A 25,696-nucleotide genomic window follows, 5' to 3' on the forward strand; every position below is an offset into this window, starting at 1 on the left:
GTCCATTCTGCTCGCGACCCGAGACCCCTCCGTGGTGATCCCGCCGACGATCATCGCGACGGGCTCGACAGCACGGTGAGGGTCGGCCGGTGCCTGGCACCGGAGCCGTCCTCGCGCGTGAGCACGCTGAACGACTCGACGCGACCGGCCATGCCGGTGACGAGCGCGTGGTCGATGGGCATGCCGAGGAACGCCGGCGCCGTGGTCGGCCAGGTGCCGACCGATGCCGCACCGGTGAGGGCCGCCGCGTCGCGGCATCCACCGAGACCGGCGGAGCCGAAGTCGTCGACGCTGGCGTTGAAGTCGCCGACGACGAGCACGGCCCCCGCTCGACAGTTGCTCTCCACCCACTGGAGCTCGTCGCGCCAGCCACCGATGCCGCCGGGCGTCGGCTGGTTCGCGTGCAACGCGACGATGGTCGGCAGCTGCGCCGACGACGGCCGCAGAACCAGCGTCTTCTGCGCCTGCGGCCCCGTCTGCGCGCTCGGATAATCGGCGGCGAGGCCGGCGGTGATGAACACGGCGAGTTGCGCGTCCGCACCCGCGCCGGAGTAGAACCTGCCGCGCAGCCCCGCCGCCTCGAACGCCGACCGGTAGGCGGATGCCGTGACGCCGATCCGAGCATCCGGGAGCACGACCACGCCCGCCTTCAGATCGGACGCGAGCCGCGCGACCGTCGCAGGCGAGACGAGGTCGCCGTTGGTGTTCCACTCGAGCACGCGGAGCTGGCCGGACGACGCCGTCGCCGGCGTCGAGATCTGGAAGCCTCGCAGCAGCACGACAGGAACGTTGAACGCTGCCACGACGAGCAGGGCGACGGCGATCGGCAGCAGTGCGCGCCACCTGGGCGCCAGGCAGCACAGCGCGAGCAGCACGCCGAGCGCGGCGGCCACGATGGTGATGGCGGTGCGGGCTGGCAGAAGGGCGCTCACGCCGAGCACACGGCCGAGCCCGACGGTCGGGGCGAGTGTGAGGAGCATCCCGGCCGCCACGGCCAGGATCGCGATGACGAAGCCGGCGGCCCATGCACCACGGCCCTTGCGGGGTCTGACCGCGCGAGCGCGGGGAAGCCTCGGCCGAGCCGCCCGGCCGCTCCCTGTGGAACGGGCCACCTATGCGCGGTGCTGGCGGAACCAGCCGACGAGAGCGTTCGCGTGGCCGTGCCCCATGCCGAACTCGGTCTTGAGGTACGCCACCTGCTCCATGTGCTTCAGGTCGGAGACGGACTCGAGCTGGGTCATCCAGTAGTCGATCGGCTCGCCGTACTTCTTCTCGATCGAGGGAAAGTACGACGCCGGACCCATCACCTTGTCGTCAGCCATTCGCCCATTCTTCCCCACCGTCGTGCGCGGTGACCGCGGTGGCTGAATCGCTGGTCGGCGGTGCGCTGCCGATCCTGAGTTCTGAACGCACGAGCGGCACCAGGGCGCGACAGACCACACCGTACGATGGGCAGAATGAGAATCCTCGTTCTGGGCTCCGGCGCGCGCGAGCACGCCATCATCCGCGCGCTGCTGGCCGAGGATGCCGCCCACGACATCACCGCGGCGCCCGGCAACGCGGGCATCGCCGACGACGTGCGCACGCTCGATCTCGACGCGAACGACGGTGCCGCCGTCGCGTCGTACGCGGAGCGCCACGGCGTGGAACTCGTGGTCGTGGGACCAGAGGCGCCCCTGGTCGCCGGGGTCAGCGACGCGGTGCGCGAGCGCGGCATCCCGGTGTTCGGGCCGAGTAAGGCCGCGGCAAGGCTCGAGGGATCGAAGGCGTTCGCGAAGCGCATCATGGAGGCCGCAGGCGTTCCGACCGGACGCGCCGAGGTGGTCGGCACGGTCGAGGAGGCCGAGGCCACGCTCGACAGGTTCGGGGCCCCCTACGTGGTGAAGGCCAACGGCCTCGCGGCGGGCAAGGGCGTGCTGGTCACGAAGGATCGCGACGCAGCTCTCGCGCATGCCACCTACTGGCTCGAGCACGGCACCGTGCTGGTCGAGGAGTTCCTCGACGGTCGCGAGGTGTCGCTGTTCCTGCTCAGCGACGGCGAGCACGTGCTCCCGCTCTCGCCCGCGCAGGACTACAAGCGGCTGCTCGACGGCGACGAGGGCCCCAACACGGGCGGCATGGGCGCCTACTCGCCGGTGCCGTGGCTCGACGAGAACTTCGTCGACGAGGTCATCGACACCGTCGCACTGCCCACGATCCGCGCCATGGCCGCCGAGCAGACGCCGTTCATCGGGCTGCTCTACTGCGGGCTCATCGTGACGGATGCCGGCATCCGCGTCATCGAGTTCAACGCGCGCTTCGGAGACCCCGAGACGCAGGTCGTGCTGCCGCGCCTCGTCACCCCGCTGTCCGGCCTGCTGCACGCGGCCGCGACCGGCGAGCTCGGCGGTGTGCCGCGGCCCGAGTTCGCGCTCGACGTCGCCGTCGGAGTGGTCGTCGCGAGCGAGGGCTATCCGGCGGCGCCGGTGACGGGACGGGCCATTCTCGGCCTGGACGCGGCATCCAGCATTGCCGAGGTGCAGGTGCTGCACGCGGCCACCGACATCCGTGCCGTGTCGACCGATGCCACGTCGAGCTGGTCCACCGAGACTCTCGTCGCCAGCGGCGGACGCGTGCTCACGGTCGTGGCGCTCGGCTCGACGTTCGGCCAGGCGCGCGAGCGGGTCTATCGGGCCGTCGACACCATCACGCTCGAGGGCTCGCAGCACCGCACCGATATCGCCGCGGCGGTCGCGCCGGCGGCGCACTGATGCTGCTCGCCGCGTCGCCCGGTCAGGCGCCCTCCGGCGGCGACACGAGCAGGTCGACGCGCTCCGCAAGGTAGGCGGCGAACGGGGTGGCGGCATCCGGAGTCGTCGGGCTCCAACGCACGTACGCCTCACCGTCGCGCACGATGAGGACCCCGGATGCCCCGACCAGACTCTCGTCCACCGCGATGGGTGTCGCGTCGAAGTTCACCGTCTCGGCGGGGTCGAAGCGCCCGCGATGCGCGGCGACGCGCAGCTGCCGTCGACGCTCGGCCGATGCTGCGATGTAGGTCGTGCGGCCGGGCTCGTGGGCTCGGGTGATCGCACCCGTCGCGTAGAGCGCAGGGACGGCCGGAGCCCCGTTGCCGGTGCGCCCGCCGGAGCCGTCGGATCCCGCCGAGCCGGTCGGTCCCTCGACATCGGCAGCGAGAAGCAGCACGCCGAGCCGCCAGACGCTGCCGAGGCGACGCATCCGTTCAGCACGGGGAACAAGCAGGGTGCGTCCCGCAGGCACGTATTCGGCGAGCGCCTCGGTGCGCGCGCCGGCGGTGGCGAGGCGGGCAGCGGCATCCACCAATGCTGTCTCGATGCGGCCGATCGCTGCCCGATCGGCCGCGTCGTCCGGGTGCTCGTTCAGGCGGTGGGCTCCCGGTCTTTCAGCAGCGGGTCGATCAGCCAGCCGTACCAGGCGGCTCCCGCCCCCACGAGGAGTGCCGCGACGACAGCGATCCAGGCCTCTCCTGTGGAGTCGACGAGCACCTTGACGCCGAACGTGAGCCCCACGAGCACGAGACCCCCGATCGCACCCGCGAGAGCGTAGACCGGCGGCCTGAATCTGCGAAGCTCGATGCCGGTGACCACGCCGAAAGCGATCGTCAGCACGTAGCCCACCACCGCGCTCACGGCGATCGCGATGGTCACCGCAAGCGGCGGCCCGAGGCAGAACGTGAGCACGAGGCCTGTGAGCATCACCCCGTACGCCGCGTGATACCACCACGGTCCGTGGAAGTCGGCGCGCTGCGGCTCCGTCGCCTGCCCCGCCTCGACACTCACGGGTGCCAGCCAACCGCGGCGTGCGGCATCCGTCAAGGGATCACACCTGGGCGATCCGTTCTGCGCGGTCGGACTCAGCCAAGGAGACGATCGAGGTAGGCGTTGCGGAACACGCCCTTCGGATCGAACCTCGACGCGAGCGCCCTGAAGTCGTCGAACCGCGGATACAGCGACGGCACGACGCCCTCGACGTCGACGAACACCTTGCCCCAGTGCGGACGTGCGCCGAGCGGGAACAAGGCGGCCTCGATCGCGGGCAGCACCGCCTCGACGGCCTGCTGGTCGCGCTTCCAGGTGAAGTGGATGCCCGTCACGTCCCTCTGGTACGCCGAGCTGAGCCACAGTTCGTCGGCGGCGACCGTGCGCAGCTCGGTCACCTGCAGCACCGGAGCGATCTGCTCGGCCAACGGGAGCAACGCCCGGATGGCGTCGGCGGCACGCTCGCGCGGCACGAGGTATTCGCTCTGGATCTCCTCGCCGTTCGACGGCGTGAACTCGAGCTTGAAGTGCGGCAGCCTGTCGTACCAGGGACCGGGCACGCCGAACTGGTCCGTGCAGGCCGACGCGTCGACGCCCGGCAGCGGGTGCCGTTTCACCGTCGACTTCGGCGACCCGAAGAACGTCACCGGCGCCTCGCCCTGCTCATCGGCGCGGCGCTTGAGCCACACCTGCTGCACCCCGTCGACCCAGTCGGTGAACATGCTCACGCTGTACGCCGACGACGTGATCGCGTCGTAGTGCTCGAGCACGGCCTCCCAGTCGAGGCCGTCGTAGACGGTCTGCTCGACCTCGAAGCTCGGCACAACGTCGAGCGTGACGGCGGTGATGATGCCCAGCGCCCCGATCCCGACGACCGCTCCGTCGAAGTCGGCGTCCCCACGCCGCAGCGTGACGAGCTCGCCCGTTCCGTCGACGAGCTCCAGCCCCGCGACCACGGCTGCGAGGTTGACGTTGCGGTCGCCGGATCCGTGTGTCGCCGTGGCGATCGCGCCGGCGACGGAGATGTGGGGCAGGGAGGCGAGGTTGGGCAGGGCGTAGCCGGCGGCATCCAGTCGCAGCGCGATGTCGCCGTAGCGCTCTCCGGCCGAGACCGTCACCGTGCGCGCCTGCTCGTCGAGCTCGAAGCGCGGCGTCAGCGACGTCATCGCGAGGTGAACGCCGGGGGTGTCGGCGATGTCGTTGAAGCAGTGCCGCGTGCCGATGGCGTGCACGCGGGCGCCGCTCGCCGCGGCCTCACGCACCGCGGCGCGCACGTCGTCGACGGACGACGGATGCCGCACCTCGCTCGCCGTGTAGGTGTAGTTGCCTGCCCAGTTGGTGCCAGCCGTTTCGGCCACGTCGCCTCTCCTGACTCGCGCGGCCTCGCCGCGTCGTTTCTCGCACCGCCGGGTGGGATGCGTTCGCGTTTTGTAGTGAGTTAGAACAATTGTGCACGACGTTGGCCCGGCGCACCAGTCGCGGGGGAGCATCCGTCGATGATGACCGCTCACGGCGAACACGATGCAGGACATTCACGTGCTCGCGTCGGATATGTGCTCGGCAGCCGACATATCCTGCATCGTCGCGGCATCCGGCATCCCCGTACGATTGACCCGTGACCGCGCAGACACTTCCCGGCTGGACCCACGCGTACTCGGGCAAGGTGCGCGATCTCTACATTCCGCAGGGCACGGCATCCATCGACACCGCGGACGAACTGCTCGTGGTCGCCAGCGACCGGGTGAGCGCGTTCGACTTCGTGCTCGAGCCGGGCATCCCCGGCAAGGGCGAGCTGCTGACGACACTGTCGCTGTGGTGGTTCGACCGGCTCGACGACGTGCCCAACCATCTCGTCGCCGACCACGAGCTCGACGGCACCGATCGCATTCCTGCAGCAGTCGCCGGTCGAGCGATGCTCGTCAAGCCGCTCGACATGTACCCGATCGAGTGCGTGGTGCGCGGTTACCTCACCGGCACCGGATGGCTCGAGTACCAGCAGTCGCAGAGCGTGTGCGGCATCCCGCTCGCGGCGGGGCTGCAGAACGGCGACCGCCTGCCCGAGCCGATCTACACGCCGGCGTTCAAGGCCCAGCAGGGGGAGCACGACGAGAACATCAGCTTCGAGCGCACCGTCGAGCTCGTCGGAGAGGATGCCGCGGCGCGCCTCCGCGACACGGCTCTCGACGTGTATCGCCGGGCATCCGCCATCGCCGAGGCGAAGGGTCTCATCCTCGCCGACACCAAGTTCGAGTTCGGCGCCGACAAGGCGACCGGCGAGCTGACGCTGGCCGACGAGGTGCTCACGAGCGACTCGAGCCGCTACTGGGATGCCGAGACCTGGCGCACGGCATCCACTCCCGCCGAGCGCATGGCGAGTTTCGACAAGCAGATCGTGCGCGACTGGCTGGCCGCCAATTGGGACAAGCAGGGCGTGCCGCCCGCGCTGCCCGACCACGTGGTGCAGCGCACCGCGGCCCGCTACCGCGAGCTGCTGGAGCGCCTGTCGGGAGACTGAGACCCCCCTGCCGGCTGCCCCCGGCCGGCCGCAGCGGATCAGGATATGCGGTCAGCGGAAGACATATCCGAGTCCGCTTGCCGCATATCCTGCGCCATATCGGACGGCGGGAATGGCAGCAGCCCGTAAATGGTTGTAGGTGCAATGAACGCCAACCAGAACCTCGACCACCTCGCGGCGGACACCGCGATGGGCGCCGTCACGCTGCTCGTGGGCGACCTCGACGCGATGACCGCCTACTACCGGGATGCCGTCACTCTGCGCGTGCTCTCCGCAGAGGGCGACCGCGTGGTGCTGGGCCGTGGCTCGACGCCGGTCATCGTGCTGCAGCACAGTCCGGAGCTGAAGCACGCGGCGCCGCGATCGGCCGGGCTGTTCCACACGGCGATCGTGTTCGAGTCCCGAGCCGCGCTCGCCGCCGCTGTGTACTCTGTGGCGACCCATGCCCCCGGCACGTTCACCGGCAGCTCCGACCACCTCGTGAGCCAGGCGTTCTACTTCACCGACCCGGAGGGCAACGGCGTGGAGCTGTACTGGGACCGCGACCGCACCCAGTGGAGCTGGACCCACGGCCGCGTCGAGATGGACACCCTGTTTCTCGACCCGAACGAGTTTCTGCGGGAAAACCTCACCGAGCAGGCGATCGACGATCCGGTGATCGGCGACGCCGGCGTCGGCCACGTGCACCTCTCGGTCGGCGACGTGGACTCCGCACGCGAGTTCTACGTGAACCGTCTCGGCTTCGACACCACCGCCGAGCTCGGCGGCTCCGCGCTCTTCGTGAGCGCAGGTGGCTACCACCACCACATGGCGATGAACACGTGGAACAGCCGTGGAGCAGGTCGAAGGATGCCCGCGCTCGGCCTCGGCCGCGTGGACATCGTGCTGCCCACCGACGACGACCTCGGTTCGGTCGCCGAGCGCATGGCGCACTTCCGTGTGCCGGTGCGCGACGACGGCCGCACGCTGAGCTTCGAGGACCCCTGGGCGAACGCCATCCGTCTCACGGCGACGCCGGCCGCGCCCTGAACGGGCGCGACCGGCGTGCTGACGTGCGCGGGCGCTAGCTCTCGACCGGCTCCGGGGCCTTGTTGACCACCGGAGTGCCCTGCGTGGCCGACCACTGGCCGTTGTCCTTCGGTCGCACGAAGAACAGCACGACGACGGCTCCCAGCAGCGCGACCGCCGCGGGCAGCAGCATCGACTGGGCCATGGCATCCGTGAACGGCTGCTGCACGATGGCGGGCAGCTTGGAGCCGCTGAACTGCGCTCCGCTCGACGCCGAGTGCAGGCCGTTCGCCGTCAGACGCGCCTCGATCAGAGCGGCGATCGCCGCGCTTCCGAGCACACTGCCGATCTGCCGAACGGTGTTGTAGATGCCCGCGCCCGCGCCGGCCTGCGCAGGCGGCAGGTTGTGCGTGGCAGTGACGGACAGGGGCGACCAGATGAACGCGTTGCCGATGCCCAGCACGAGGCTCGGCAGCAGGAGGCGCGGCCAGAGGCTGGCATCCGTGTCGAGCCACGCGGCGTACCAGAGCAGGCCGAGTGCCAGCACGAAGAGACCGAAGAAGGCCAGGTAGCGCGGGTGCACCCGATCGACGAGCTTGCCGACGATCGGAGAGAGCGGGAGCACGACGACGGCCATCGGCACCATCAGCAGCGCGGACTGCGTCGGCGTGAAGCCGAGCACGAGCTGCGCGAAGAAGATGAGCGGAAGCGACATGCTCGAGACGGCGAACCCCACGGCGCTGATGCCGAAGCTCGCCAGCGAGAAGTTGCGGTCCCGGAACAGCTTGAGCGGCATCAGAGGCTCGCCCTTGTTGAACGCCTGCCATGCCACGAAGCCCGCGAGCACGACCAGTCCGGCGATGATCAGACCCCACACGGTGATGGGGCCGGTGATGGTGCCCCAGTTGTAGGTCTCACCCTCCTGGATTCCGAAGACGAGCAGGAAGAGCCCGACGGCGCTGAGCACGACACCGAGGATGTCGAACGAGTGCTGATGGGTCGGAAGCTTCGGCACCAGGATGATCGCCAGGATGAAGGCGACAACGCCGACCGGCACGTTGATGAAGAAGATCCACTCCCAGCCGAAGCCGTCGACGAGCACTCCCCCGAGCAGCGGGCCGACGAGCATGGCGACACCGGAGGTCGCACCCCACAGTGCCATGGCCTGACCGCGCCGGTTCGGCGGGAAGGTGCGGGTGATGACAGCCATGGTCTGCGGCGTCATCAGCGCTGCGCCGAGGCCCTGCACGACGCGCGCCGTGATGAGCATCTCGATCGAGCCGGAGAGACCGCACCAGAGCGAGGCTCCGGTGAAGAGCACGAGGCCGATGAGATAGATGTTCTTGGGGCCGAACCGGTCTCCGAGTCGTCCGGTGACGAGCAACGGCACGGCGTAGGCGAGGAGATAGGCACTGGTGACCCAGATCACCGAGTTGATGTCGGTCTTGAGGCCCTCCATGATCTTGGGGTTCGCGACAGACACGATGGTCGTGTCGACGAGGATCATGAAGAACCCGATGACCAGCGCCCAGAGCGCCGGCCAAGGACTTGTCTTCTTGTTCATGATTTCCGTTCTGTGATGAGGGATGTCTGTGGTGACGCGTCGTCACATGGTCCGTCGACGCACGCCCGTTCGATGTCAGGGAGCGGGAGCCGCCTTACCAGTCGATGGTCTCGTTCTTCAGTTCGTCCACGAGACCCTCGATCCAGGTGGTCTCCGCTTCGATCAGCACCCGCATGTACGAGGCCTCGAGCCAGTACTTGCGCTCGAGGTGTCTGTCCTCGACGTGGTCGACGGCGCGTCCGACGAGCTCCAGCTGACCCCGCAGCGCGAGGACGCGTTTCTGCAGAAGTCGGACCACCGTGTCGCGTGGCAGGTTGTGAGCCTCGGCGAGGGCGAGCGGGAACTCGGGATACTCGTACTTCCAATCCGCGAGCATCTCGGTGATGCGCTCGAGCATGCGGTCGTGGCCGGCGTCCGTGATCTCATAGGTCGTGCGCTCGGGGCGGTTGCCCTCGCGCTCGGTGCCGGTGGCTCGCACGAGCCCGTCTCGTTCGAGCCGCTCGACCGTGTGATAGAGCGAGCCGGGCCGCACCTTCACGATGCGATCTTCCGATCGGGCGATGAAGGTCTGGAACATCTCGTAGGGGTGCATCGGCCGCTCGATCAAGAGGCCGAGGATGGCGATGCCCAGCGGAGTGAGCGATGACATGCGGTCTCCTTTCCGAGACTCCGGGGCCGTTCTTGCTGGGAATCGTCCGCTGCAGCGGTGTGCGGCAGATGTTCCGTAGTGATTATTCCACGTGGAATATTACGTCAGGAGTACCTGATGTGCAACCCGCACTCTCGCGGGCAGGATTTCGCACTCTCGGGAGCGGAAACCCACCCGGGGGCCGCACTCTCGGGGCGGCGGGTTAGTGGTGGAAGCCGACGCGGCGCGCGGGCGGCAGGGGCGCGCGGAGCGCGTCGAGCTCCTTGACGTGGGTACGGATGTCTTGCACGAGGCCGGCCGCGAGATCGCGCGAGAGTCCGTTGCGCACCACCACGCGCTGCACGGTGAGCGCGGTCAACGCCTCTGGCATGGGGTAGGCCGGCACGAGCCATCCACGGGTGCGCAGCTGCTGCGACAGGTCGTACAGCGTCCACTTGTCGGTGTAGCCCTCCTTGAGCTGCCACGCCATGACCGGGATGTCCGAGCCGTCGGTCCACAGCTCGAACGGCTCGAGCCTCGCGATCTGATCGGCCAGGTACCGTGCCGTGTCGCGAGCCGCTCCCTGCACGCGCCGGTAACCCTCGAACCCGAGCTGCAGGAACAGGTAGTACTGCAGCAGAACCTGCGCCCCCGGCCGCGAGAAGTTGAGTCCGAACGTCGGCATGTCGCCGCCGAGATAGGAGACGCGGAAGACGAGGTCCTCCGGCAGGGCGGCCTCGTCGCGCCAGACCACCCAGCCGAGCCCCGGGTACACGAGTCCGTATTTGTGGCCCGACGTGTTGATCGACGCGACGCGATCCACCCGGAAATCCCACTCCAGTTCGGGCTGCAGGAACGGAGCCACCATGGCACCGGATGCCCCGTCGACGTGGATCGGAACGTCGAGTCCCGTCGTGGCCTGCAGGGCATCCAGAGCCTGTGCGATCTGCTTCACCGGCTCGTACATGCCCGTGTAGGTCACGCCCATGATCGCGACGACGCCGATGGTGTTCTCGTCGACGTACTTCTCGAGGTCGGTGCCGTCGAGCGTCTTGTGATCCATCGAGATGGGCACGAAGCGGGGTTCGACGTCCCAGTAGTTGCAGAACTTCTCCCAGCACACCTGCACGGCGGAGCTGAGCACGAGGTTGGGAATGCCGACCGGTTTGCCCGCGGCCTTGCGCGCGTTCTGCCAGCGGCGCTTCAGCGCGAGGCCCGCGAGCATGCACGCCTCCGACGAGCCGATCGTGGAAGTGCCGATCGCCTTCGCGGGGTGCGGGGCATGCCAGAGATCGGCGAGCATCCGCCAGCAGCGCTGCTCGATGGCCGCGGTCTGCGGGTACTCGTCTTTGTCGACCATGTTCTTGTCGGCCGACTCGATGTAGAGGGCCTTCGCGCGGTCGTCCATCCACGTGCCGACGAACGTGGCGAGGTTGAGCCTGGCGTTGCCGTCGAGCATCGCCTCGTCGTGCACGATCTGATAGGCCGTGTCGGGCAGCGAGCCCTTCGACGGAAGGCGGAACCGCGGAAGCTCCGTCGCCTCGCCCGGCCTCGTGAACAGCGGATTGAGCGCGACAGTGTCGAGCTCTTCCGAATCGTGACCCTGCCTGAACCCGTTCATGCGTTCCTCCACGGATGTTCGCACGTCGACGGTGAACCCGTACGGCTCACCCAGCGTACGGCGAGACGCCGACACGCAGCATCTCGCTCGTGAGCGCGAAGTCGAGCGCCGCCGACGTCTCGTGCAGCGGGAACACGCGGCCGACCTGGGCTGCGAGCGGGAGCTCGCGCCAGGCATCCACAGCGAAGACGACCGCCCGCTCCAGCTGCTCGCCCGTGTAGTGATGCACCCCGCGCACGGTGAGCATGCGGGATGCCACGCGGCGCGGCTCGAGCGGCAGCTCGCCGTCGCTCACACTCGACCCCGCGATCACGACCACGCCGCCCGCGTCGACGGTGTCGACCAGCGCGCCGACGGACGACGTCGCTCCGGAGGTCTCGATCGCGATGCGCGCGCTGTCGCCACGGCGTCCCCTGCGATGCAGTACGGCACGCAGCGAGGAGGAACGTGCCGCGGCGTCGGGGTCGACGACGGCATCGGCGCCGAAGGCGAGCGCGAGCTCCCTGCGCGACGACACGGGCTCGGTGACCACCACGTGCGCGCCCGCCCGCGTGGCAAGCGCTGTGACGGTGAGGCCGAGCATCCCTGCTCCGCCGACGACGATCACCTCGTCGTGCAGCGGAACGATCGCGGAGGCCGCGTCGAGCGCCGCCACCGCCGTCGCGCCCGCGCACGACAACGGGGCGAGCGCCTCGGCCGGAACCGACGCCGGCACCTGCACGGTCGCGGTGCCGGCCCGCACATGAACGTGGGTCGCGAATCCGCCGCTGAGTTCCCAGCCGCGGCGCATGCGCTCGTGCCCGTATCTCTGTGCCGTGAGACACAGTTGCGGAAGCCCTCTTCGGCACCTGATGCAGCGACCGCACGCCACGGTCTGCGACCACACCACGCGGTCGCCGATCTGCAGCCGGGTGCCGTCGACGCTCTTGGCGCCGCGCGTCGTGTCGACGACCGTGCCCACGTGCTCGTGGCCGAGCACGAGCGGGGCGCTCGCGGCGCGGTCACCGCGAAGGGTGTGCAGATCGGAGCCGCACACCGTGGCGAGCTCGACCGCGATCAGCGCATCCCCCGGCGCCAGGCGCACTCCCGGAACCGCCACCGCCTCGTGCGCGTGTCCGACGCCCTGCCACACCATCGCCGTCGCAGAGGGAAAGGATGCCTGCCCGGCGGGCGCGGGCGACTCCAGAAGACGCGACATGCGTGACTCGCGCCTCAGCCGAAGTAGATGGTGTGATCGGCGGGGTCGGCGTCGAGTCCGAGCAGCATCGGGAGATCGGCGATGCCGTCGATGACGGCATCCGCTCCGGCGAGCGTCAGCGCGCGCTCGTCGTGCGCGCCCGTGAGCACCCCCACCGTCACGCCGGCGCCCGCGGCCGGGCCGCTCGCGATGTCGGAGACGCTGTCGCCCACCACGATCATCCCGTCCACCGAGGTCGCACCGGTGCGCAGCAGGGCGGTCAGCGCGAGGTCGGGGTATGGACGTCCGCGGCGCACGTCGTCGGAGCAGAGCACGACGTCGACGAGGTCGTGCCAGCCCAGGGCGTCCAGGATGCCGTTCGTCGTCGTTCGGCTCAGCCCGGTCGTCAGCGCCACGTGCACGCCGTTGGCGCGCAGTCGTTCGATGGCCGTCTGCGCCCCCGGAATGGCTTCGACCCCTTCGCGGTCGGCCAGCTCGGCGAACGCCCTCTCGAACTCGGCGGAGGCACGTGCCGCCTGGTCGTCGTCGTCGGCCAATTCGAGGAAGATCTCGCGGCGTCCTCGGCCGCTGTTGTCGCGCAGGTGCACGAGCGCACTCACGCGCTCGCGCGCACCGACGGCGATGCCCGCCCTGTCGAGGGCACGCGCGCACGCGCGCTCGACGAGTCCGTCGTCGACGACCGTCGTTCCGGCGAGCGCCAGCACCACCAGCTCGACCTCGATCTCGTCCACCTCGTCGGTGTCGTCCGGCCCGCCGTCCGGCAGGTAGTCGGTGTCGCGGTAGGCGTACCGGTCGGCGTCGGCGACGGTCGAGACGATGACGTCGTGCGTGCTCATGGCGCTCCCTCCGGCGACGAGGGTCACGGATGCTCCGAGCCCCGTCAGCGACGCTAGGCAGCGGTGCACAACTCACCCAGAGCACCCGGTGGCCGGGAGGTGAACGGATGCCCATGATTGCGAAACCGACCACGGACGCTCCGCGCAGATCGCCGCCGGTGCTCGCGCTGCGCGCTCGACCGGCTCCATCGGCTCGGCACAGCGAGCAAGCTCGCTCTGCTCTCGGATCGGCGCCGGTGCTCGCGCTGCGCGCTCGACCGGCTCCATCGGCTCGGCACAGCGAGCAAGCTCGCTCTGCTCTCGCCTCAGTCGCCGGTAGAATCGGGGCATCCACACCGATCCGTCAAGGGAGTCCCTGTGCCCACCATCGTTGTCGACGTCATGCCGAAGGCGGAGCTTCTCGACCCGCAGGGCAAGGCCATCGCCGCAGCCCTGGCCCGTACCGGGCGGGGCACGTTCGACGTGCGCATGGGCAAGAGGTTCGAGCTGACGACAGAGGGGCCGGTGAGCGACGAGCTGCTGGCCTCGGTGCGCGAGATCGCCGCCGACGTGCTCTCCAACGGCGTGATCGAAGACGTCGTGGCCGTCACCGTGGTCGAGAACGGGGTCGCCTGATGCGCATCGGCGTCATCACCTTTCCCGGCTCGCTCGACGACCGCGACGCCCGCCGCGCCGTGCGCGCAGCCGGCGCCGAGGATGTCGCGCTCTGGCACGGCGACCACGACCTGGCCGGCGTCGACGCACTCGTGCTGCCTGGCGGGTTCAGCTACGGCGACTACCTGCGGTGCGGCGCCATCGCCAGCCTCTCGCCGATCATGAGCGAGGTCGTCGACGCCGCGAACAACGGGATGCCCGTGCTCGGCATCTGCAACGGCTTCCAGATGCTCACCGAGGCCGGCCTGCTGCCCGGCGGCCTGATCCGCAACGACCATGGCGCGTTCATCCGCCGCGACCAGCGCCTGCGCGTGGAGAACACGGGCACCGCGTGGACGAACGGGTTCGAGGCGGAGCAGGAGATCGTCATCCCGCTCAAGAACGGCGAGGGCGAGTACGTGGCCTCCGCCGAGACGATCGAGCGGCTCGAGGGCGAAGGGCGCGTCGTGTTCCGGTACGTCGCCGTCAACCCGAACGGCTCGATCAACGACATCGCCGGCGTCACCAACGAGCGCGGCAACGTCGTCGGCCTGATGCCGCACCCCGAGCACGCCACCGAGCCGGGCTTCGGACCGGACACGACCGCTGCCATGCGCTCCGGCGTCGACGGGCTCACATTCTTCACGTCGGCGATCGCCGCTCTGCAGGCGGCCTGAGCCCGCGCATCCATTCGGCCTGCCGAGCGGCACGCTCCGCTGGCCCTGCTGCGACCGTATTCAGGACATACGGCGACTCATCGACATAGTGTCCTCGAGTCGGCATATGTCCTGAAAACGGCACGGAATACGTCGGCGGAAGCGCTGTCGCGGAAGCTCCGGGAGAAACAGCGCAGGCAGAGAGGAGGTGGCGAGCATGAACGCCCTGCTGCAACGGTTCGAACCGCTGTTCCGCCGACTCGATCGACTCGCCGGCGGACGGCAGTCGCAGGTGCGCATCGACGATGAGCTGCTGAGTCACCCTCGCACGAGGCGTGCATTCGTCGCCATCACCTGGTTGCTCGTGCTGGAGTTCGCGATCGGCATCGCGGCGGTCGTCGTCGCGCTCGTGCTGGCGACGCAGGGCATCCCTGTCGAGTGGTCGGTGTGGATGCGCACGGTCGTCGTGCTGGGCATGACCGCGACGCTGTTCTATTTCGCGTGGCGGGCGTCCCTCGGCTACTACTGGGGCTATTCGCGGCTGCGGCTGTTCAGCAAGATCTTTCCGGTGATCACACTGGTGCTCGCGGCCATTCCCGGGCTGTACCCGCTGTGGATGGTGACGGAGCAGATCGTGTTCAGCCTGATCCTCATCGGGGTCGCCGACTACCTCGACTCCGATCACATGCGCTCGGTGTTCCCCCGGCCGGGACGTGCCGCCTCGTAGGCGACGCTCCCTCCACAGGAGCGTGCTGCGCGGCGCTCTCCGCAGACGGCGGGATGTCCGTCGGCTGTCATCCCGGCACCGTGGACGCTGGTGCGGGTGGAGTGGACAATGGAGGTGTGGTCGTGACCGAGGCACAGACGTGGACGATGATCGGCGTGTTCAGCGCCGGGTTCCTCGGCATGCTCACGATCGTGTCGACGCTGTTCGTGCACGTCGTTCGCAGCGAGGTGCGGCGGTTGGACGAGAAGTTCCTCGGCGTGGGCGGCCGGTTCGACACGATCGACCGTCGGCTCGACGCGATGGACCGCGACGTTCAGGCACTCATACGTCACACGTTCGGCATCGACCGCGACGAGTGACGCCGGCCGCCGACGGCGTGCAGATGCCGTGCGCGGGCATCCGACGCGCCGCGAGGACGCGACTCAGCTGGTCGTGCCGTAGACCGACGCGGCCCCGACCGCCCAGAAGGCGAGCGACAGCCAGAGCACGAGCAGGATGATCCAGCCGACCAGCATCACGGCGCCGAGGATCAGTCCGGTGATCGACATGCCCTTGGCCGTCGGCTCGCGTCGGATGCCGACGATGCCGAAGATCACCGCGCCGATCGGCACGAGGAACGTGAACCCGAAGAGCACCGACGCGATGCCGAGCACCAGCGATGTGATGCTGAAGCCCTTCGGCTGGGGCTGGTACGACGTGTAGACGACGGTCTGCTGGTAGACCGGCTGCCCATACTGCTGTTGGTAGCCCGGCTGCTGATACGGGGACTGCTGCGGGTAACCCGGCTGCTGATACCCGGGCTGCTGCGGATAGCCGGGCTGCGCAGGAGGCTGCTGCTGCGAGCCGTACTGCGGTGTCTGATCGCTCATGGGGCGCTCCGTCTCGGTGGCGGCGTGCGCCCGACAGGCGACACGACCTGGTTCAAGGGTATCGAGACGCGTCGCGCACACGCCAGGCCGAGCCGTCGTTCCGACCTGCAGCACGGCTGCGCACGCACGCGTCGGCGACCAGAGAACGGCCCGAGATGCCCGGGTAGACTTTGACGAGTTCGGCGCCCCACGCACCGCTACGGTCGACGGGCGGCACGAACCAACGTCACAAGCCAAGGAGTCCCGCCGCGTGACCGAGCCCACGGCATCCGCACAGCCCGTTTCGTCCGAGTCTCCGATCGCGACGGAGCAGAACCTCGACACCGTGGACAACGCCGCGGCGACGCCCGACAAGGAGCAGCCGTACGCGGCGCTCGGTCTGAAGCCCGACGAGTACGCGCGCATCCGCGAGATCCTCGGCCGCCGGCCCACGAGTGGCGAGCTCGCCATGTACTCGGTGATGTGGAGCGAGCACTGCTCCTACAAGAGCTCCAAGAAGTACCTTCGGCAGTTCGGGCAGAAGGTCACGCCCGAGATGAAGAAGAACCTCATGGTCGGCATCGGTGAGAACGCCGGTGTGGTGGATGTCGGCGAGGGCTGGGCGGTGACCTTCAAGGTCGAGTCGCACAACCACCCCAGCTACATCGAGCCGTTCCAGGGCGCGGCGACCGGTGTCGGCGGCATCGTGCGCGACATCATCTCGATGGGCGCACGCCCGGTGGCCGTGATGGACCAGCTGCGCTTCGGCAAGATCGACGAGGCCGACACGGCGCGCGTGGTGCACGGCGTGGTCGGCGGCATCTCGTTCTACGGCAACTGCCTGGGCCTGCCGAACATCGGCGGCGAGACCTACTTCGACCCGGTGTACCAGGGCAACCCGCTCGTCAACGCGCTCTCGGTGGGCGTGCTGCGGCATGAAGACCTGCATCTGGCGAACGCGTCGGGCGTGGGCAACAAGGTCGTGCTCTTCGGGGCTCGCACCGGCGGCGACGGCATCGGCGGGGCATCCATTCTGGCCTCCGACACCTTCGCCGACGGCGGGCCGACCAAGCGGCCCGCCGTGCAGGTGGGCGACCCGTTCGCCGAGAAGGTGCTCATCGAGTGCTGCCTCGAGCTGTTCGAGAAGAAGCTGGTGGAGGGCATCCAAGACCTGGGCGCCGCCGGCATCTCCTGTGCGACCAGCGAGCTCGCCTCCAATGGGGACGGCGGCATGTTCGTGGAGCTCGACAACGTGCTGCTGCGCGATCCGACGCTCACGGCGGAGGAGATCCTCATGTCGGAGTCGCAGGAGCGCATGATGGCGGTCGTCACGCCCGACAAGCTCGACGCCTTCCTCGCCGTGACGGCCAAGTGGGATGTCGAGACCAGCGTGCTCGGCGAGGTCACCGACACCGGCCGCCTCATCATCAACTGGCACGGCGAGAAGATCGTCGACGTCGACCCGCGCACCGTCGCGGTCGACGGGCCGGTGTACGACCGTCCCGTCGCGTACCCCGCGTGGATCGACGCACTGCAGGCGGACTCGGCGGTCGTGCTCGCGCGACCGGAGGCATCCACCGACGAAGGTCGCGCGCAGCTGCGCGACCAGTTCCTCGCGCTCGTCGGCTCGCCCAACCTCGCCGACAAGAGCTGGATCACCAACCAGTACGACTACTACGTGGGCGGCAACACGGCCCTGGCCTTCCCTGACGACGGCGGGATGATCCGCGTCGACGAGCACAGCGGCCTCGGTTTCGCCATCGCCACCGACGCCAACGGACGCTACGGCCAGCTCGACCCGAAGCAGGCCGCGCGCCTCGCCCTCGCAGAGGCGTACCGCAACGTCGCCGTCACCGGTGCCGTGCCCGCCGCCGTCACCGACTGCCTCAACTTCGGCTCTCCGGAGAACCCCGAGGTGATGTGGCAGTTCAGCCAGGCCATCGAGGGCCTGTCGGATGCCTGCCTCGAGCTGGGCGTTCCCGTCACCGGCGGCAACGTGTCGTTCTACAACCAGACCGGCGACGTGCCCATCTTCCCGACCACCGTCGCGGGCGTGCTCGGCGTGATCGACGATGTCGCACGTCGCATCCCCTCCGGCTGGCAGGACGCGGGCGACAACATCTACCTGCTCGGCGTGACGCGCGAGGAGCTCGACGGCTCCGCATGGGCCGGCACCGTGCACGGCCACCTCGGCGGACGCCCGCCGGCGGTCGACCTCGACGGCGAGAAGCGGCTGGCCGAGCTCATCCAGGCCGGATCCATGGAGAGCCTCATCGCCTCCGCCCACGACCTCTCCGACGGGGGCCTCGCGCAGGCCCTGGCCGAGAGCGTTCTGCGCTTCGGCGTCGGTGCCCGGGTGTGGCTCACCGAGATCGTGGAGCGCGATGGCGTGGATGCCGCGACCGCGCTGTTCTCCGAGTCGACCGGCCGCGTGATCGTGTCGGTTCCCCGCGAAGACGACGTGAAGTTCCGCGGTCTGTGCGAGGGTCGCGACTACCCGGTGCTGCGCATCGGCGTGACCGACGCGGTCGTGGGCGAACAGCCCGTGCTCGAGGTGCAGGACATCTTCACCGTCGGCCTCGAGGAGCTGCGCGCGACGCACCAGGCCACGCTGGCCGAGCACTTCGGCCCGGTCGTCGGACAGTCGTCCGCGCAGGAGTACTACACGCCGGGCGAAGAGACGTACCGCGGCTGAGCGGCGAGCCGAATGAGCCGGCGCGACCTGCCACGGGCAGCGACCCGGGCGAGCGTTCTGACGACCGCAGACCGCGACAAATCGTGCACTAGGCTGTGCCTCTGAGCACGCGGGAGGACCATGTCGCAGACGATTCAGCGCGCGACCGAGCTCATCGAGTTCATCGCGGAGGCACCGCGCACGCTGGCTGACTGCGCAGCCCGATTCGACTCGCACCGCTCGACGGTCTTCCGACAGCTGCAGACGCTCCAGCAGGCCGGCTTCTTGCTGCACGGCTCCGACTCGCGCTACACGATCGGCCCGCGCATCATCTCGATCGCCCACGAGGCGCTCGACCACATCGACCTGCGGCGCGTCGCGCACGACGAGCTGCGCGCGCTGCACTCGCGCGTCGGCAACACCATCCATCTCGCTCAACTGCTGGAAGACAGCATCGTGTACATCGACAAGGTCGAGGACACCAACGGCGTGCGCATGTACTCGCGCATCGGCAAGCCCGTGCTGCCGCACTGCACCGGCGTGGGAAAGGTCATCCTCTCGCGGCTGCCCGTGCAGCGCCGCGACGAGGTACTCGCCGGCACCGACTGGAGCAGGCACACGCCGAGCACGCTCACGAGCCGGGCGGCGCTGGACAGTCAGCTCGAGGTGATCGCCGAGCGCGGCTGGGGCGTCGACGACGGCGAGTTCGAAGACTTCATGAACTGCATCGCCGCGCCCGTCTCCAACTCAACGGGAGACATCCTCGGAGCCATCTCGATCAGCTCGATCCGGGTCGTCAACGACCTCGACGCGCTGACCGCACACGTCGACGAACTGCTGGAGACCGCCGCGCGCATCTCGCGTCAGCTCGGCTGACCCGCCTGCACCCCGGCGCGGGAGCCGCCCACTCGCATCGCGGTGACCAGTGCGAGCAGCGTCAGAACCGTGCCGAACACGAAGACGGCGCTGTACGGTCCGCTGCCCGCCAGGCCGGCGAGCGAGGTGAACACGAGACCGGCGACGGCGACCGCGGATGCCCCGCCCACGGCATCCGCGATCGCCTGCGCCGAACTGTTGAAGCCCTGGGTCTCGCGCGTCGAGTATCCGAACATGAGCACCGTGAGCCGCGGCAGCGCCATGCCCATGCCGAGGCCGGCGAACGCCCACACCCCGAACAGCACGTACGGCGACAGCGCGAGAACGGCGACGAGCATGGTGGCTCCCACGCCGAACACGATCGAGAGCACGCCGAGCACCACCCAGCCGCGGTTGCGCATGCGGTGGCCGAGCTTGCCCTGCACCCACGACCCGCCCGACCAGGCGACGGCGCCTCCGGTGAGGGCGAGCCCGGCGACGGCGGGCGGCAGACCGTACCGGTCGATCAGCAGGTAGGGCACATAGACCTCGCTGGCGAGCTGCGCGCCCGAGATGAGGATGCGCGTGAGGATGACCGACGGCAGTCCGGCGACGCCACGCAGCGTGCCGCGCGGGAGCAGCGGCCGCAGCGCGATCGCCAGCACGGCGAGCCCGAGCACCAGCGTGACCCAGCGCCACGCCTGCGTGAACTCCGTGGCGAAGCCGAGCACGAGCACGGCGACCGCGGCGACGAGCGCCCAGACGACGCGCCACGGCTGCCACGAAACGTCGTCGTTGCGCTCGTCGGGGATGCCCGTGAGCACCCGTCTGATCATCAGCAGCCCCGCGACGGCCACGACGATGACGCCGAGGAAGATCCACCGCCAGCCCACCGTCTGCGCGACGACCCCCGCGAGGAAGGGCCCGATGAGCGACGGCAGCACCCACGCCGTCGAGAATCCGACGAAGACCATCGGCTGCAGCCGCGTCGGATACCACCTGGCCACGACCACGTACAGCGCCACGGTGAGCGCTCCGCCGCCGAGGCCTTGTACCAGCCTGCCGATGACGAGCACGATCATGCTCGGCGCGAGGCCGGCAATGGCGAGCCCGGCCACGAACAGCACGACGGCGGTCACGAGCACGGTCGACGGCCCTCGTCTGTCGCACCAGGAGCCGGCGACCACCATGCCCACCACGCTGATCGCGAGCGAGCCGGAGAACGCGAGCGTGTAGAGGGATGATCCGTTCAGCTCGCGCGCGATGACAGGCATCACGGTGGTCACCGCCATCGCCTCGAACGCCACGAAGAGCACGAGCGAGCTCATGCCGATGGTGATCCAGCGGTAGCGGCGACCGAGCACGCCCTGATCGGGCGCGGCATCCGTCGGCTCCGTCGAGTGCGTCGATTCCGTCCGCTCCGTCGGCTCCCCGGCGGGATCGCCCGGCTCGCGCGCTTCGGTCGCCCGGTCGTCTGCGTCGGGTGAAGGAACGGTCACGGGGTCCGACGCTACCCGGATTCCGCTCGTCGGCTCGTCATGCGCGTGCGTCGTCTCGTCGCACGGGGCATCCGTCGTCTCACTCACGCCTACGACGCTAAGACCTCAACTATGGTTGAGGTCAAGGAGGTGGCGGATGCCTCAGGTCACCGGCGGTGCACACCGCATGCTCACCGTGGGGGAGCTCTCGGAGCGCAGCGGCGTCGCCGCGTCGGCGCTGCACTTCTACGAGCGCAAGGGCCTCATCTCAAGCGAGCGCACGGCGGGCAACCAACGGCGGTATCGCCGCGACACGTTGCGCCGGGTGGCGTTCATCAGGGTGTCGCAACGGGTGGGCATCCCGCTGGCGGAGATCGGTCAGGCGCTGCGGTCGCTGCCCGACGGACGCACGCCGACCAAGAAGGACTGGGCGCGGCTGTCGTCGATCTGGCGCGAGGCGCTCGACGATCGCATCGCCTCGCTGCAGCACCTGCGCAACGACCTCACTGGCTGCATCGGCTGCGGATGCCTCAGCCTGCGCACCTGCACCCTGCAGAATCCCGACGACACCCTCGGCGACACCGGAGACGGCACGGGCCCGCGACGCTGGGACGACGCCGTCGAGGTGTGACCCCGGCTCACCGAGCGCGACTCGATGCCAGGGCGGCTCACAGCTCGAAGCGGATGCCCGTTCTCGCCTCCGCGAACTCCCAGACCCGTCGCGCGACGTCGGGATCGGACGACGCCTGACTCGGCTCCTGCATGACGGGTTCACCGCGCATCAGCCAGTGCGGGCCCCAGTAGCTGCCGCCGACGGCATCTTGTCTCGTCGCCGCCGCGAGCACGCTGTGCGCGCCGCGTTGCTTGCTCTGCGTGAACGACGCCTGCAGCGAGTCGACGAACACGGTGCCGCGCGTCGGCTCGTTGACGCCGGGGATGCGCGGGGTGCGTCCGCTGATCGAGTACCCGGGGTGCGCGACGGTGCTCGACGCGCTCAGCTCGGCCGCGCGCATCCTGCGATCCAATTCGAACCCGAACGACTCGAGCGCCGTCTTCGACTGGGCATAGGCCCGCCACGGCGTGTACTCGAGCTCGAGCTGCAGGTCGCCGACCAGAAAGCGGTTCAGTCGGGTGGCGAGGCTGCCGAGACTCACCACCCGCGCACCGGGGGTGCGCACGATCACGGGCAGCAGCGCGGCGATCAGGGCGAAGTGCCCCAGCATGTTCGTGGCGAGCACCAGCTCGTCGCCGCCGGCCGTGAGCCGGCGCTGTTCCGGCGGGTGCACCATGCCGGCGTTCGCCACCACGAGGTCGAGACGCTCGCGCCTGGCCAGCGCGGATGCCGCGACCGCGACGCTGTCGGCATCCGCGGTGTCGAGGTGCACGACCTCGAGTGACGCGGCGACGCCCTCCGCGGCGCAACGTGCACGGATGGCCCGCACCGCGGCATCCGCTCTCCCTGCGTCGCGGCAGGCGAGGATGACGTGAGCGCCCGCGCGAGCCAGCGCGGCACTCGTGAAGAACCCGATGCCCTTGTTCGCCCCCGTGACGAGTGCCGTTCGGCCCGTCTGGTCGGTGACGTCCGCGCCGCTCACGCCCGCCCGCCGATCACTCGGCGCCCGGCGCTGCTCCCGCTTGAACGTGATGATGGATGACTTCGGCGACCACGAAGTTGAACCACTTCTCGGCGAACTCGGGGTCGAGATGGCTCTCGACCGCGAGCGCGCGCAGGCGCCGGATCTGTTCGCGTTCCCGCTCGGGGTCCGCGGCCGGAAGCCCGTGCTCCGCCTTCAGAACACCCACCTGCTGCGTGAACTTGAATCGCTCGGCCAGCAGATGGATCAGCGCGGCGTCGATGTTGTCGATGCTCTCGCGGATGCTGTGCAGTGTCTCGATCGCGCGGGCGCGGTCATCCTGCCGGTCGTTCTCGGGCATGTGTCGAGGGTAGCGGGTCGGGGTCGTCAAGCGGCCCTGAGCAGGAACACCTCCGTCACGTTGGCCAAGGAAAGCACGTCGAGGCCCGCGGTCTCGGGATCGGCGTCGAGGATGTCCGCCATGCGCGCGAGCGCCTCCTCACGCTGATCGTCGGTCGCCGCGAGCATCGTGCTCACCGTCATCCAGCGGCGCAGGTAATGCTCGCGAGAGATCGGCTCGGTCCACGAGAGCCGCTCCGACCGCACGAGGACGAACCCAGGAGCCTCCGGCGCCTCCATGTCGTCGGCCCCGTCCTCGAGATGACGGCCGAACCCGGCTTCATCGGCATCGGCGTCGGGGTTCTCGTCGAGCAGGTGTGCGACGGCGCCGCATGCCCGGTCCCACGCGCATTCCAGGCCGGATACGTTCCACACCACCGCGAGCACGCCGCCGTCGCGCAGCACCCGAGCGATCTCGCGACAGGCAGGCTCGCGGTCGAACCAGTGGAATGCCTGGGCGACCACCACGAGGTCGACACTGCTGTCGGACAGCGGGAGGTGCTCTGCTGTGCCGATGCCGGCATCCACCCCCGGCAGCTTGCGCCGCAGCTCGGCGAGCATCTGCTCCGAGGGGTCGACCGCCCGGACATGGCCGGCCCTCGTGACGAGGAGCTCGGTGAACTTGCCCGTTCCCGCGCCGAGGTCGAGCACGTCGTCGACGCGATCGGAGGATCCGCCCGTCACCTCAGCGACGGCGAGGTCGGCGGCCTCTGCGGGAAACCCCGGACGATAGCGGTCGTAATCCGCGCCGATCGTGAGGAACATGCGGGCGAGGGCGGGGTCGGGCATGCTGCCACCGTACCCGGGAACACGGAGGGCAGCGCCCGCCTACGGCTTGGCGCCGTTGCCGAATGACCCGTGCAGCGTCGTGTCGGCGAACGCCGTGGTCGCGACGACGGCGAGCACGCGGGCCTTCGTCGCGTCGTCGGCCGGGCTCAGGCCGATGGTCAGCGACCCGTAGTCCACGCGGCCGGTGTAGGGGATGCCCGCATCGAGCGTCTGCACGCCAGGCGTCGTCGCGAGCGCGAAAAGGCCGTTCGACACGCCGGTCGCGTTGTCCTCACCCACGTTGCCGTCGAACGTTCCCGACCAGAACTGCGAGGTGGCGACTCGGCCCGCAGCCGGCGGGGTGGTGAGTGCGAGGTCGACGCCGGTCCAGCCGACGGTCCTGCCGAGGGCGAGCACCACGGCGGCAGTCTGCGCGGCGGTCGCGGCCGGGGTCATCGCCACGGCGAACTGCGAGTGGAAAGTGTGGTCGAGTGGCGGCGCGGTGCTCGAGCCATAACCGCCGCCCAGCAGGTCGTTCCCGCCGAGCGGGTCATCCGGCCCCGTCTGCGTGTAGGTCAGCGTGATGTGATCGGTCGCGGATGCCACGCCCGGCAGCGCACGGACCTTGTGCAGCGCCGTGCGCAGCTCGCGCGCCACGAACGGGTCCATCGTCGGCGTGGGAATCGGTGTGGGCGTGGGCCGCACGGCCGCGGCGCTGCCCGGCTGGGGCGCGCCGGCGAGAAGCTGGGTCACGGTGATCACCGTGACGCCCGCCAGCACGACGACGAGAACGCCGGACACGATGACGTTGATCCACCTGCGCTGCCGGCGGAACGTCGCCTCGTCGGGTTCGCGTGAGGCAGACATGGCGTTCATCCTCGCACGCTGGACTGGGCGGGCTGTCAGCAGCCCCGGTCTGCGGCCGCAGGATCGCCGCCATCGCGCCAGGTTTCCGCGATCGCGCCACGAAACGTGGCGCGGCAGACGAGACGTGGCGCGGTCAGCGTGCACAGAAGGGCGGCACGCCGCGCCCTCGGCCGACTAGCTCGGCGTGATGCGGAAGCGCTCCGCACGGGTGCGGATGATCTCCGCCCGCGCCAGGCGCGGCTTGTCGCTGCCGTCGCGGATGACGCGCCCGTTCGCCTCGAACTCCGCGAGGAAGTCGTACGCCCAACGCACGTCGGCCGAGCTCGGGCTCATGCACTCGTTGATGACATCCGGCTGTTCGAAGTCGAGGCAGAGCTTGCCCGTCATGCCCATCGCGACGGCCGCCCCGGCCTGCTCGCGCAGCACGGGGTGCGTGCTCGCCACCGTCGGTCCGTCGACCGGACCGGGGAGGTTGCCGAGACGGCTGGCCACCACGAGTCGCGTGCGCGGGTACGCCATGGCGAGGTTGTCGTTGGATGCGCCGGTGTCGCGTCGGTAGTCGCCGCTTCCGAACGCGAGACGAGACACGCCACGGGCACGAGAGATGGAACCGGCATCTTCGATGCCGACGGCGGACTCGACGAGAGCGATCACGTCGGTGTGGCCGCCGAGCCGCTGATAGGTGTCGGTGACCTGCTCCGCCGCCTCGGTCTTGGCCAACATCACGCCCGCGAGGCCGGGCGCTCCGGTGAGCTCGGCGATGTCGTCTGCCCAGAACTCGCTGGTCCAGTCGTTGATGCGCACCCACGCGCTGCCGCCACCCCGCAGCCAGCCGATGACGTTGGCCCGTGCCTCGGCCTTGCGCGAGCCGTCGACCGCGTCTTCGAGGTCGAGGATGACCTGGTCGGCTCGCGAGAGCTGCGCCTGGTCGAAGCTGTCGACGGCAAGAGCGGAGAGGAGCAACCAGGAGCGCGCATCGCCCGACTTCACGCGCACCTCCTCGCGGGCCAGGCGCTTCTCGGCCAGCTCGGATCCTTGCTCGGTGGTGGTGTCTGACATGGACTCTCC

The 25,696-nt window shown here is 69.5% G+C and carries 27 protein-coding genes; 10 read left to right on the top strand and 17 right to left on the bottom strand.

What is annotated here, in order from left to right; genetic code table 11:
* Positions 1-50: 50 nt before the first annotated feature.
* Together FPZ11_RS11100 and FPZ11_RS11105 are read right to left on the bottom strand one after the other, a co-directional pair.
* A complete protein-coding gene (locus FPZ11_RS11100; protein WP_146320906.1) occupies positions 51-980 on the bottom strand; it encodes an endonuclease/exonuclease/phosphatase family protein in 930 nt (309 codons plus the stop codon).
* Between the two features lie 132 nt (positions 981-1,112).
* Entirely contained in the window at positions 1,113-1,322 is a 210-nt protein-coding gene (locus FPZ11_RS11105) for a DUF4287 domain-containing protein (protein ID WP_146320908.1), read from the bottom strand.
* 135 nt (positions 1,323-1,457) lie between these two features.
* On the opposite strand from FPZ11_RS11105, the gene purD reads away from it, so the two are divergent.
* Positions 1,458-2,750: a phosphoribosylamine--glycine ligase gene (purD, locus tag FPZ11_RS11110; protein WP_146320910.1), complete on the top strand. Its 1,293-nt coding sequence runs from the start codon at positions 1,458-1,460 to the stop codon at positions 2,748-2,750.
* A gap of 22 nt (positions 2,751-2,772) precedes the next feature.
* On the opposite strand, the gene FPZ11_RS11115 is transcribed toward purD, so the two are convergent.
* The 3 genes from FPZ11_RS11115 to FPZ11_RS11120 all read right to left on the bottom strand — a co-directional run bounded on the left by FPZ11_RS11115 (position 2,773) and on the right by FPZ11_RS11120 (position 5,137).
* The gene (locus FPZ11_RS11115) at positions 2,773-3,321 is read right to left on the bottom strand and encodes a hypothetical protein (RefSeq protein ID WP_246846211.1); all 549 of its coding nucleotides are present in this window, start codon (positions 3,319-3,321) and stop codon (positions 2,773-2,775) included.
* Between the two features lie 59 nt (positions 3,322-3,380).
* A complete protein-coding gene (locus tag FPZ11_RS19285; protein WP_168203689.1) occupies positions 3,381-3,800 on the bottom strand; it encodes a hypothetical protein in 420 nt (139 codons plus the stop codon).
* Between the two features lie 74 nt (positions 3,801-3,874).
* Entirely contained in the window at positions 3,875-5,137 is a 1,263-nt protein-coding gene (locus tag FPZ11_RS11120) for an FAD-binding protein (RefSeq protein ID WP_210415849.1), read from the bottom strand.
* 257 nt (positions 5,138-5,394) lie between these two features.
* Between FPZ11_RS11120 and FPZ11_RS11125 the strand changes: the two genes are divergently transcribed.
* Entirely contained in the window at positions 5,395-6,294 is a 900-nt protein-coding gene (locus FPZ11_RS11125) for a phosphoribosylaminoimidazolesuccinocarboxamide synthase (protein ID WP_146320914.1), read from the top strand.
* Positions 6,295-6,423: 129 nt separating this feature from the next.
* Positions 6,424-7,323 (top strand): VOC family protein, encoded by a 900-nt coding sequence (locus FPZ11_RS11130; protein WP_246846212.1) that lies wholly within the window; start codon positions 6,424-6,426, stop codon positions 7,321-7,323.
* Positions 7,324-7,357: 34 nt separating this feature from the next.
* Here FPZ11_RS11130 and FPZ11_RS11135 read toward each other — a convergent pair whose 3' ends face one another.
* The 5 genes from FPZ11_RS11135 to FPZ11_RS11155 form a co-directional block, all read right to left on the bottom strand.
* The gene (locus FPZ11_RS11135; protein WP_146320916.1) at positions 7,358-8,866 is read right to left on the bottom strand and encodes an MFS transporter; all 1,509 of its coding nucleotides are present in this window, start codon (positions 8,864-8,866) and stop codon (positions 7,358-7,360) included.
* Positions 8,867-8,960: 94 nt separating this feature from the next.
* Positions 8,961-9,515, bottom strand: coding sequence for a PadR family transcriptional regulator (locus tag FPZ11_RS11140; RefSeq protein ID WP_146320918.1), 555 nt, complete (start codon positions 9,513-9,515; stop codon positions 8,961-8,963).
* Between the two features lie 202 nt (positions 9,516-9,717).
* Entirely contained in the window at positions 9,718-11,115 is a 1,398-nt protein-coding gene (gene gad, locus FPZ11_RS11145) for a glutamate decarboxylase (protein ID WP_146320920.1), read from the bottom strand.
* A 46-nt stretch (positions 11,116-11,161) separates the two neighbouring features.
* Positions 11,162-12,313, bottom strand: a complete 1,152-nt coding sequence (locus tag FPZ11_RS11150) for an alcohol dehydrogenase catalytic domain-containing protein (protein WP_146320922.1) — start codon at positions 12,311-12,313, stop codon at positions 11,162-11,164.
* Positions 12,314-12,327: 14 nt separating this feature from the next.
* Positions 12,328-13,149, bottom strand: a complete 822-nt coding sequence (locus FPZ11_RS11155; protein ID WP_146320924.1) for an HAD family hydrolase — start codon at positions 13,147-13,149, stop codon at positions 12,328-12,330.
* A 357-nt stretch (positions 13,150-13,506) separates the two neighbouring features.
* On the opposite strand from FPZ11_RS11155, the gene FPZ11_RS11160 reads away from it, so the two are divergent.
* The 4 genes from FPZ11_RS11160 to FPZ11_RS11175 all read left to right on the top strand — a co-directional run bounded on the left by FPZ11_RS11160 (position 13,507) and on the right by FPZ11_RS11175 (position 15,524).
* The gene (locus FPZ11_RS11160; protein ID WP_146320926.1) at positions 13,507-13,764 is read left to right on the top strand and encodes a phosphoribosylformylglycinamidine synthase subunit PurS; all 258 of its coding nucleotides are present in this window, start codon (positions 13,507-13,509) and stop codon (positions 13,762-13,764) included.
* The gene (gene purQ, locus FPZ11_RS11165) at positions 13,764-14,459 is read left to right on the top strand and encodes a phosphoribosylformylglycinamidine synthase subunit PurQ (protein WP_146320928.1); all 696 of its coding nucleotides are present in this window, start codon (positions 13,764-13,766) and stop codon (positions 14,457-14,459) included. Before FPZ11_RS11160 ends, purQ begins: the two co-directional genes overlap by 1 nt.
* Before the next feature lie 196 nt (positions 14,460-14,655).
* Positions 14,656-15,165, top strand: coding sequence for a hypothetical protein (locus tag FPZ11_RS11170; protein ID WP_146320930.1), 510 nt, complete (start codon positions 14,656-14,658; stop codon positions 15,163-15,165).
* A gap of 122 nt (positions 15,166-15,287) precedes the next feature.
* On the top strand, positions 15,288-15,524 hold the full coding sequence (locus FPZ11_RS11175; protein ID WP_246846213.1) for a hypothetical protein: 237 nt from the start codon (positions 15,288-15,290) through the stop codon (positions 15,522-15,524).
* Between the two features lie 63 nt (positions 15,525-15,587).
* Here FPZ11_RS11175 and FPZ11_RS11180 read toward each other — a convergent pair whose 3' ends face one another.
* Complete coding sequence (locus FPZ11_RS11180) at positions 15,588-16,034, bottom strand: DUF4190 domain-containing protein (protein WP_146320932.1); 447 nt, start codon at positions 16,032-16,034, stop codon at positions 15,588-15,590.
* A gap of 298 nt (positions 16,035-16,332) precedes the next feature.
* Between FPZ11_RS11180 and purL the strand changes: the two genes are divergently transcribed.
* Positions 16,333-18,708 carry a phosphoribosylformylglycinamidine synthase subunit PurL gene (gene purL, locus FPZ11_RS11185; protein ID WP_146322840.1) on the top strand — a complete coding sequence of 792 codons (2,376 nt, stop codon included), beginning with the start codon at positions 16,333-16,335 and terminating at the stop codon, positions 18,706-18,708.
* 120 nt (positions 18,709-18,828) lie between these two features.
* Positions 18,829-19,563, top strand: coding sequence for an IclR family transcriptional regulator (locus tag FPZ11_RS11190; protein ID WP_146320934.1), 735 nt, complete (start codon positions 18,829-18,831; stop codon positions 19,561-19,563).
* On the opposite strand, the gene FPZ11_RS11195 is transcribed toward FPZ11_RS11190, so the two are convergent.
* Positions 19,551-21,128, bottom strand: coding sequence for an MFS transporter (locus tag FPZ11_RS11195; protein ID WP_246846214.1), 1,578 nt, complete (start codon positions 21,126-21,128; stop codon positions 19,551-19,553). The two genes, FPZ11_RS11190 and FPZ11_RS11195, sit on opposite strands and share 13 nt — an antisense overlap.
* 49 nt (positions 21,129-21,177) lie before the next feature.
* On the opposite strand from FPZ11_RS11195, the gene soxR reads away from it, so the two are divergent.
* The gene (gene soxR / locus FPZ11_RS11200) at positions 21,178-21,651 is read left to right on the top strand and encodes a redox-sensitive transcriptional activator SoxR (protein ID WP_146320936.1); all 474 of its coding nucleotides are present in this window, start codon (positions 21,178-21,180) and stop codon (positions 21,649-21,651) included.
* A 37-nt stretch (positions 21,652-21,688) separates the two neighbouring features.
* On the opposite strand, the gene FPZ11_RS11205 is transcribed toward soxR, so the two are convergent.
* The 5 genes from FPZ11_RS11205 to FPZ11_RS11225 all read right to left on the bottom strand — a co-directional run bounded on the left by FPZ11_RS11205 (position 21,689) and on the right by FPZ11_RS11225 (position 25,687).
* On the bottom strand, positions 21,689-22,615 hold the full coding sequence (locus tag FPZ11_RS11205; RefSeq protein WP_168203803.1) for an SDR family NAD(P)-dependent oxidoreductase: 927 nt from the start codon (positions 22,613-22,615) through the stop codon (positions 21,689-21,691).
* Positions 22,616-22,628: 13 nt separating this feature from the next.
* Positions 22,629-22,955, bottom strand: a complete 327-nt coding sequence (locus tag FPZ11_RS11210) for a chorismate mutase (RefSeq protein WP_146320940.1) — start codon at positions 22,953-22,955, stop codon at positions 22,629-22,631.
* A gap of 26 nt (positions 22,956-22,981) precedes the next feature.
* Positions 22,982-23,782, bottom strand: a complete 801-nt coding sequence (locus FPZ11_RS11215; RefSeq protein ID WP_146320942.1) for a class I SAM-dependent methyltransferase — start codon at positions 23,780-23,782, stop codon at positions 22,982-22,984.
* Positions 23,783-23,821: 39 nt separating this feature from the next.
* Entirely contained in the window at positions 23,822-24,628 is an 807-nt protein-coding gene (locus FPZ11_RS11220) for a hypothetical protein (protein ID WP_146320944.1), read from the bottom strand.
* A gap of 174 nt (positions 24,629-24,802) precedes the next feature.
* Positions 24,803-25,687, bottom strand: coding sequence for an HpcH/HpaI aldolase/citrate lyase family protein (locus tag FPZ11_RS11225; RefSeq protein WP_146320946.1), 885 nt, complete (start codon positions 25,685-25,687; stop codon positions 24,803-24,805).
* Between the last annotated feature and the right edge of the window lie 9 nt (positions 25,688-25,696).

Source organism: Humibacter ginsenosidimutans (genome assembly GCF_007859675.1).
In the GTDB taxonomy this organism is placed as follows: domain Bacteria; phylum Actinomycetota; class Actinomycetes; order Actinomycetales; family Microbacteriaceae; genus Humibacter; species Humibacter ginsenosidimutans.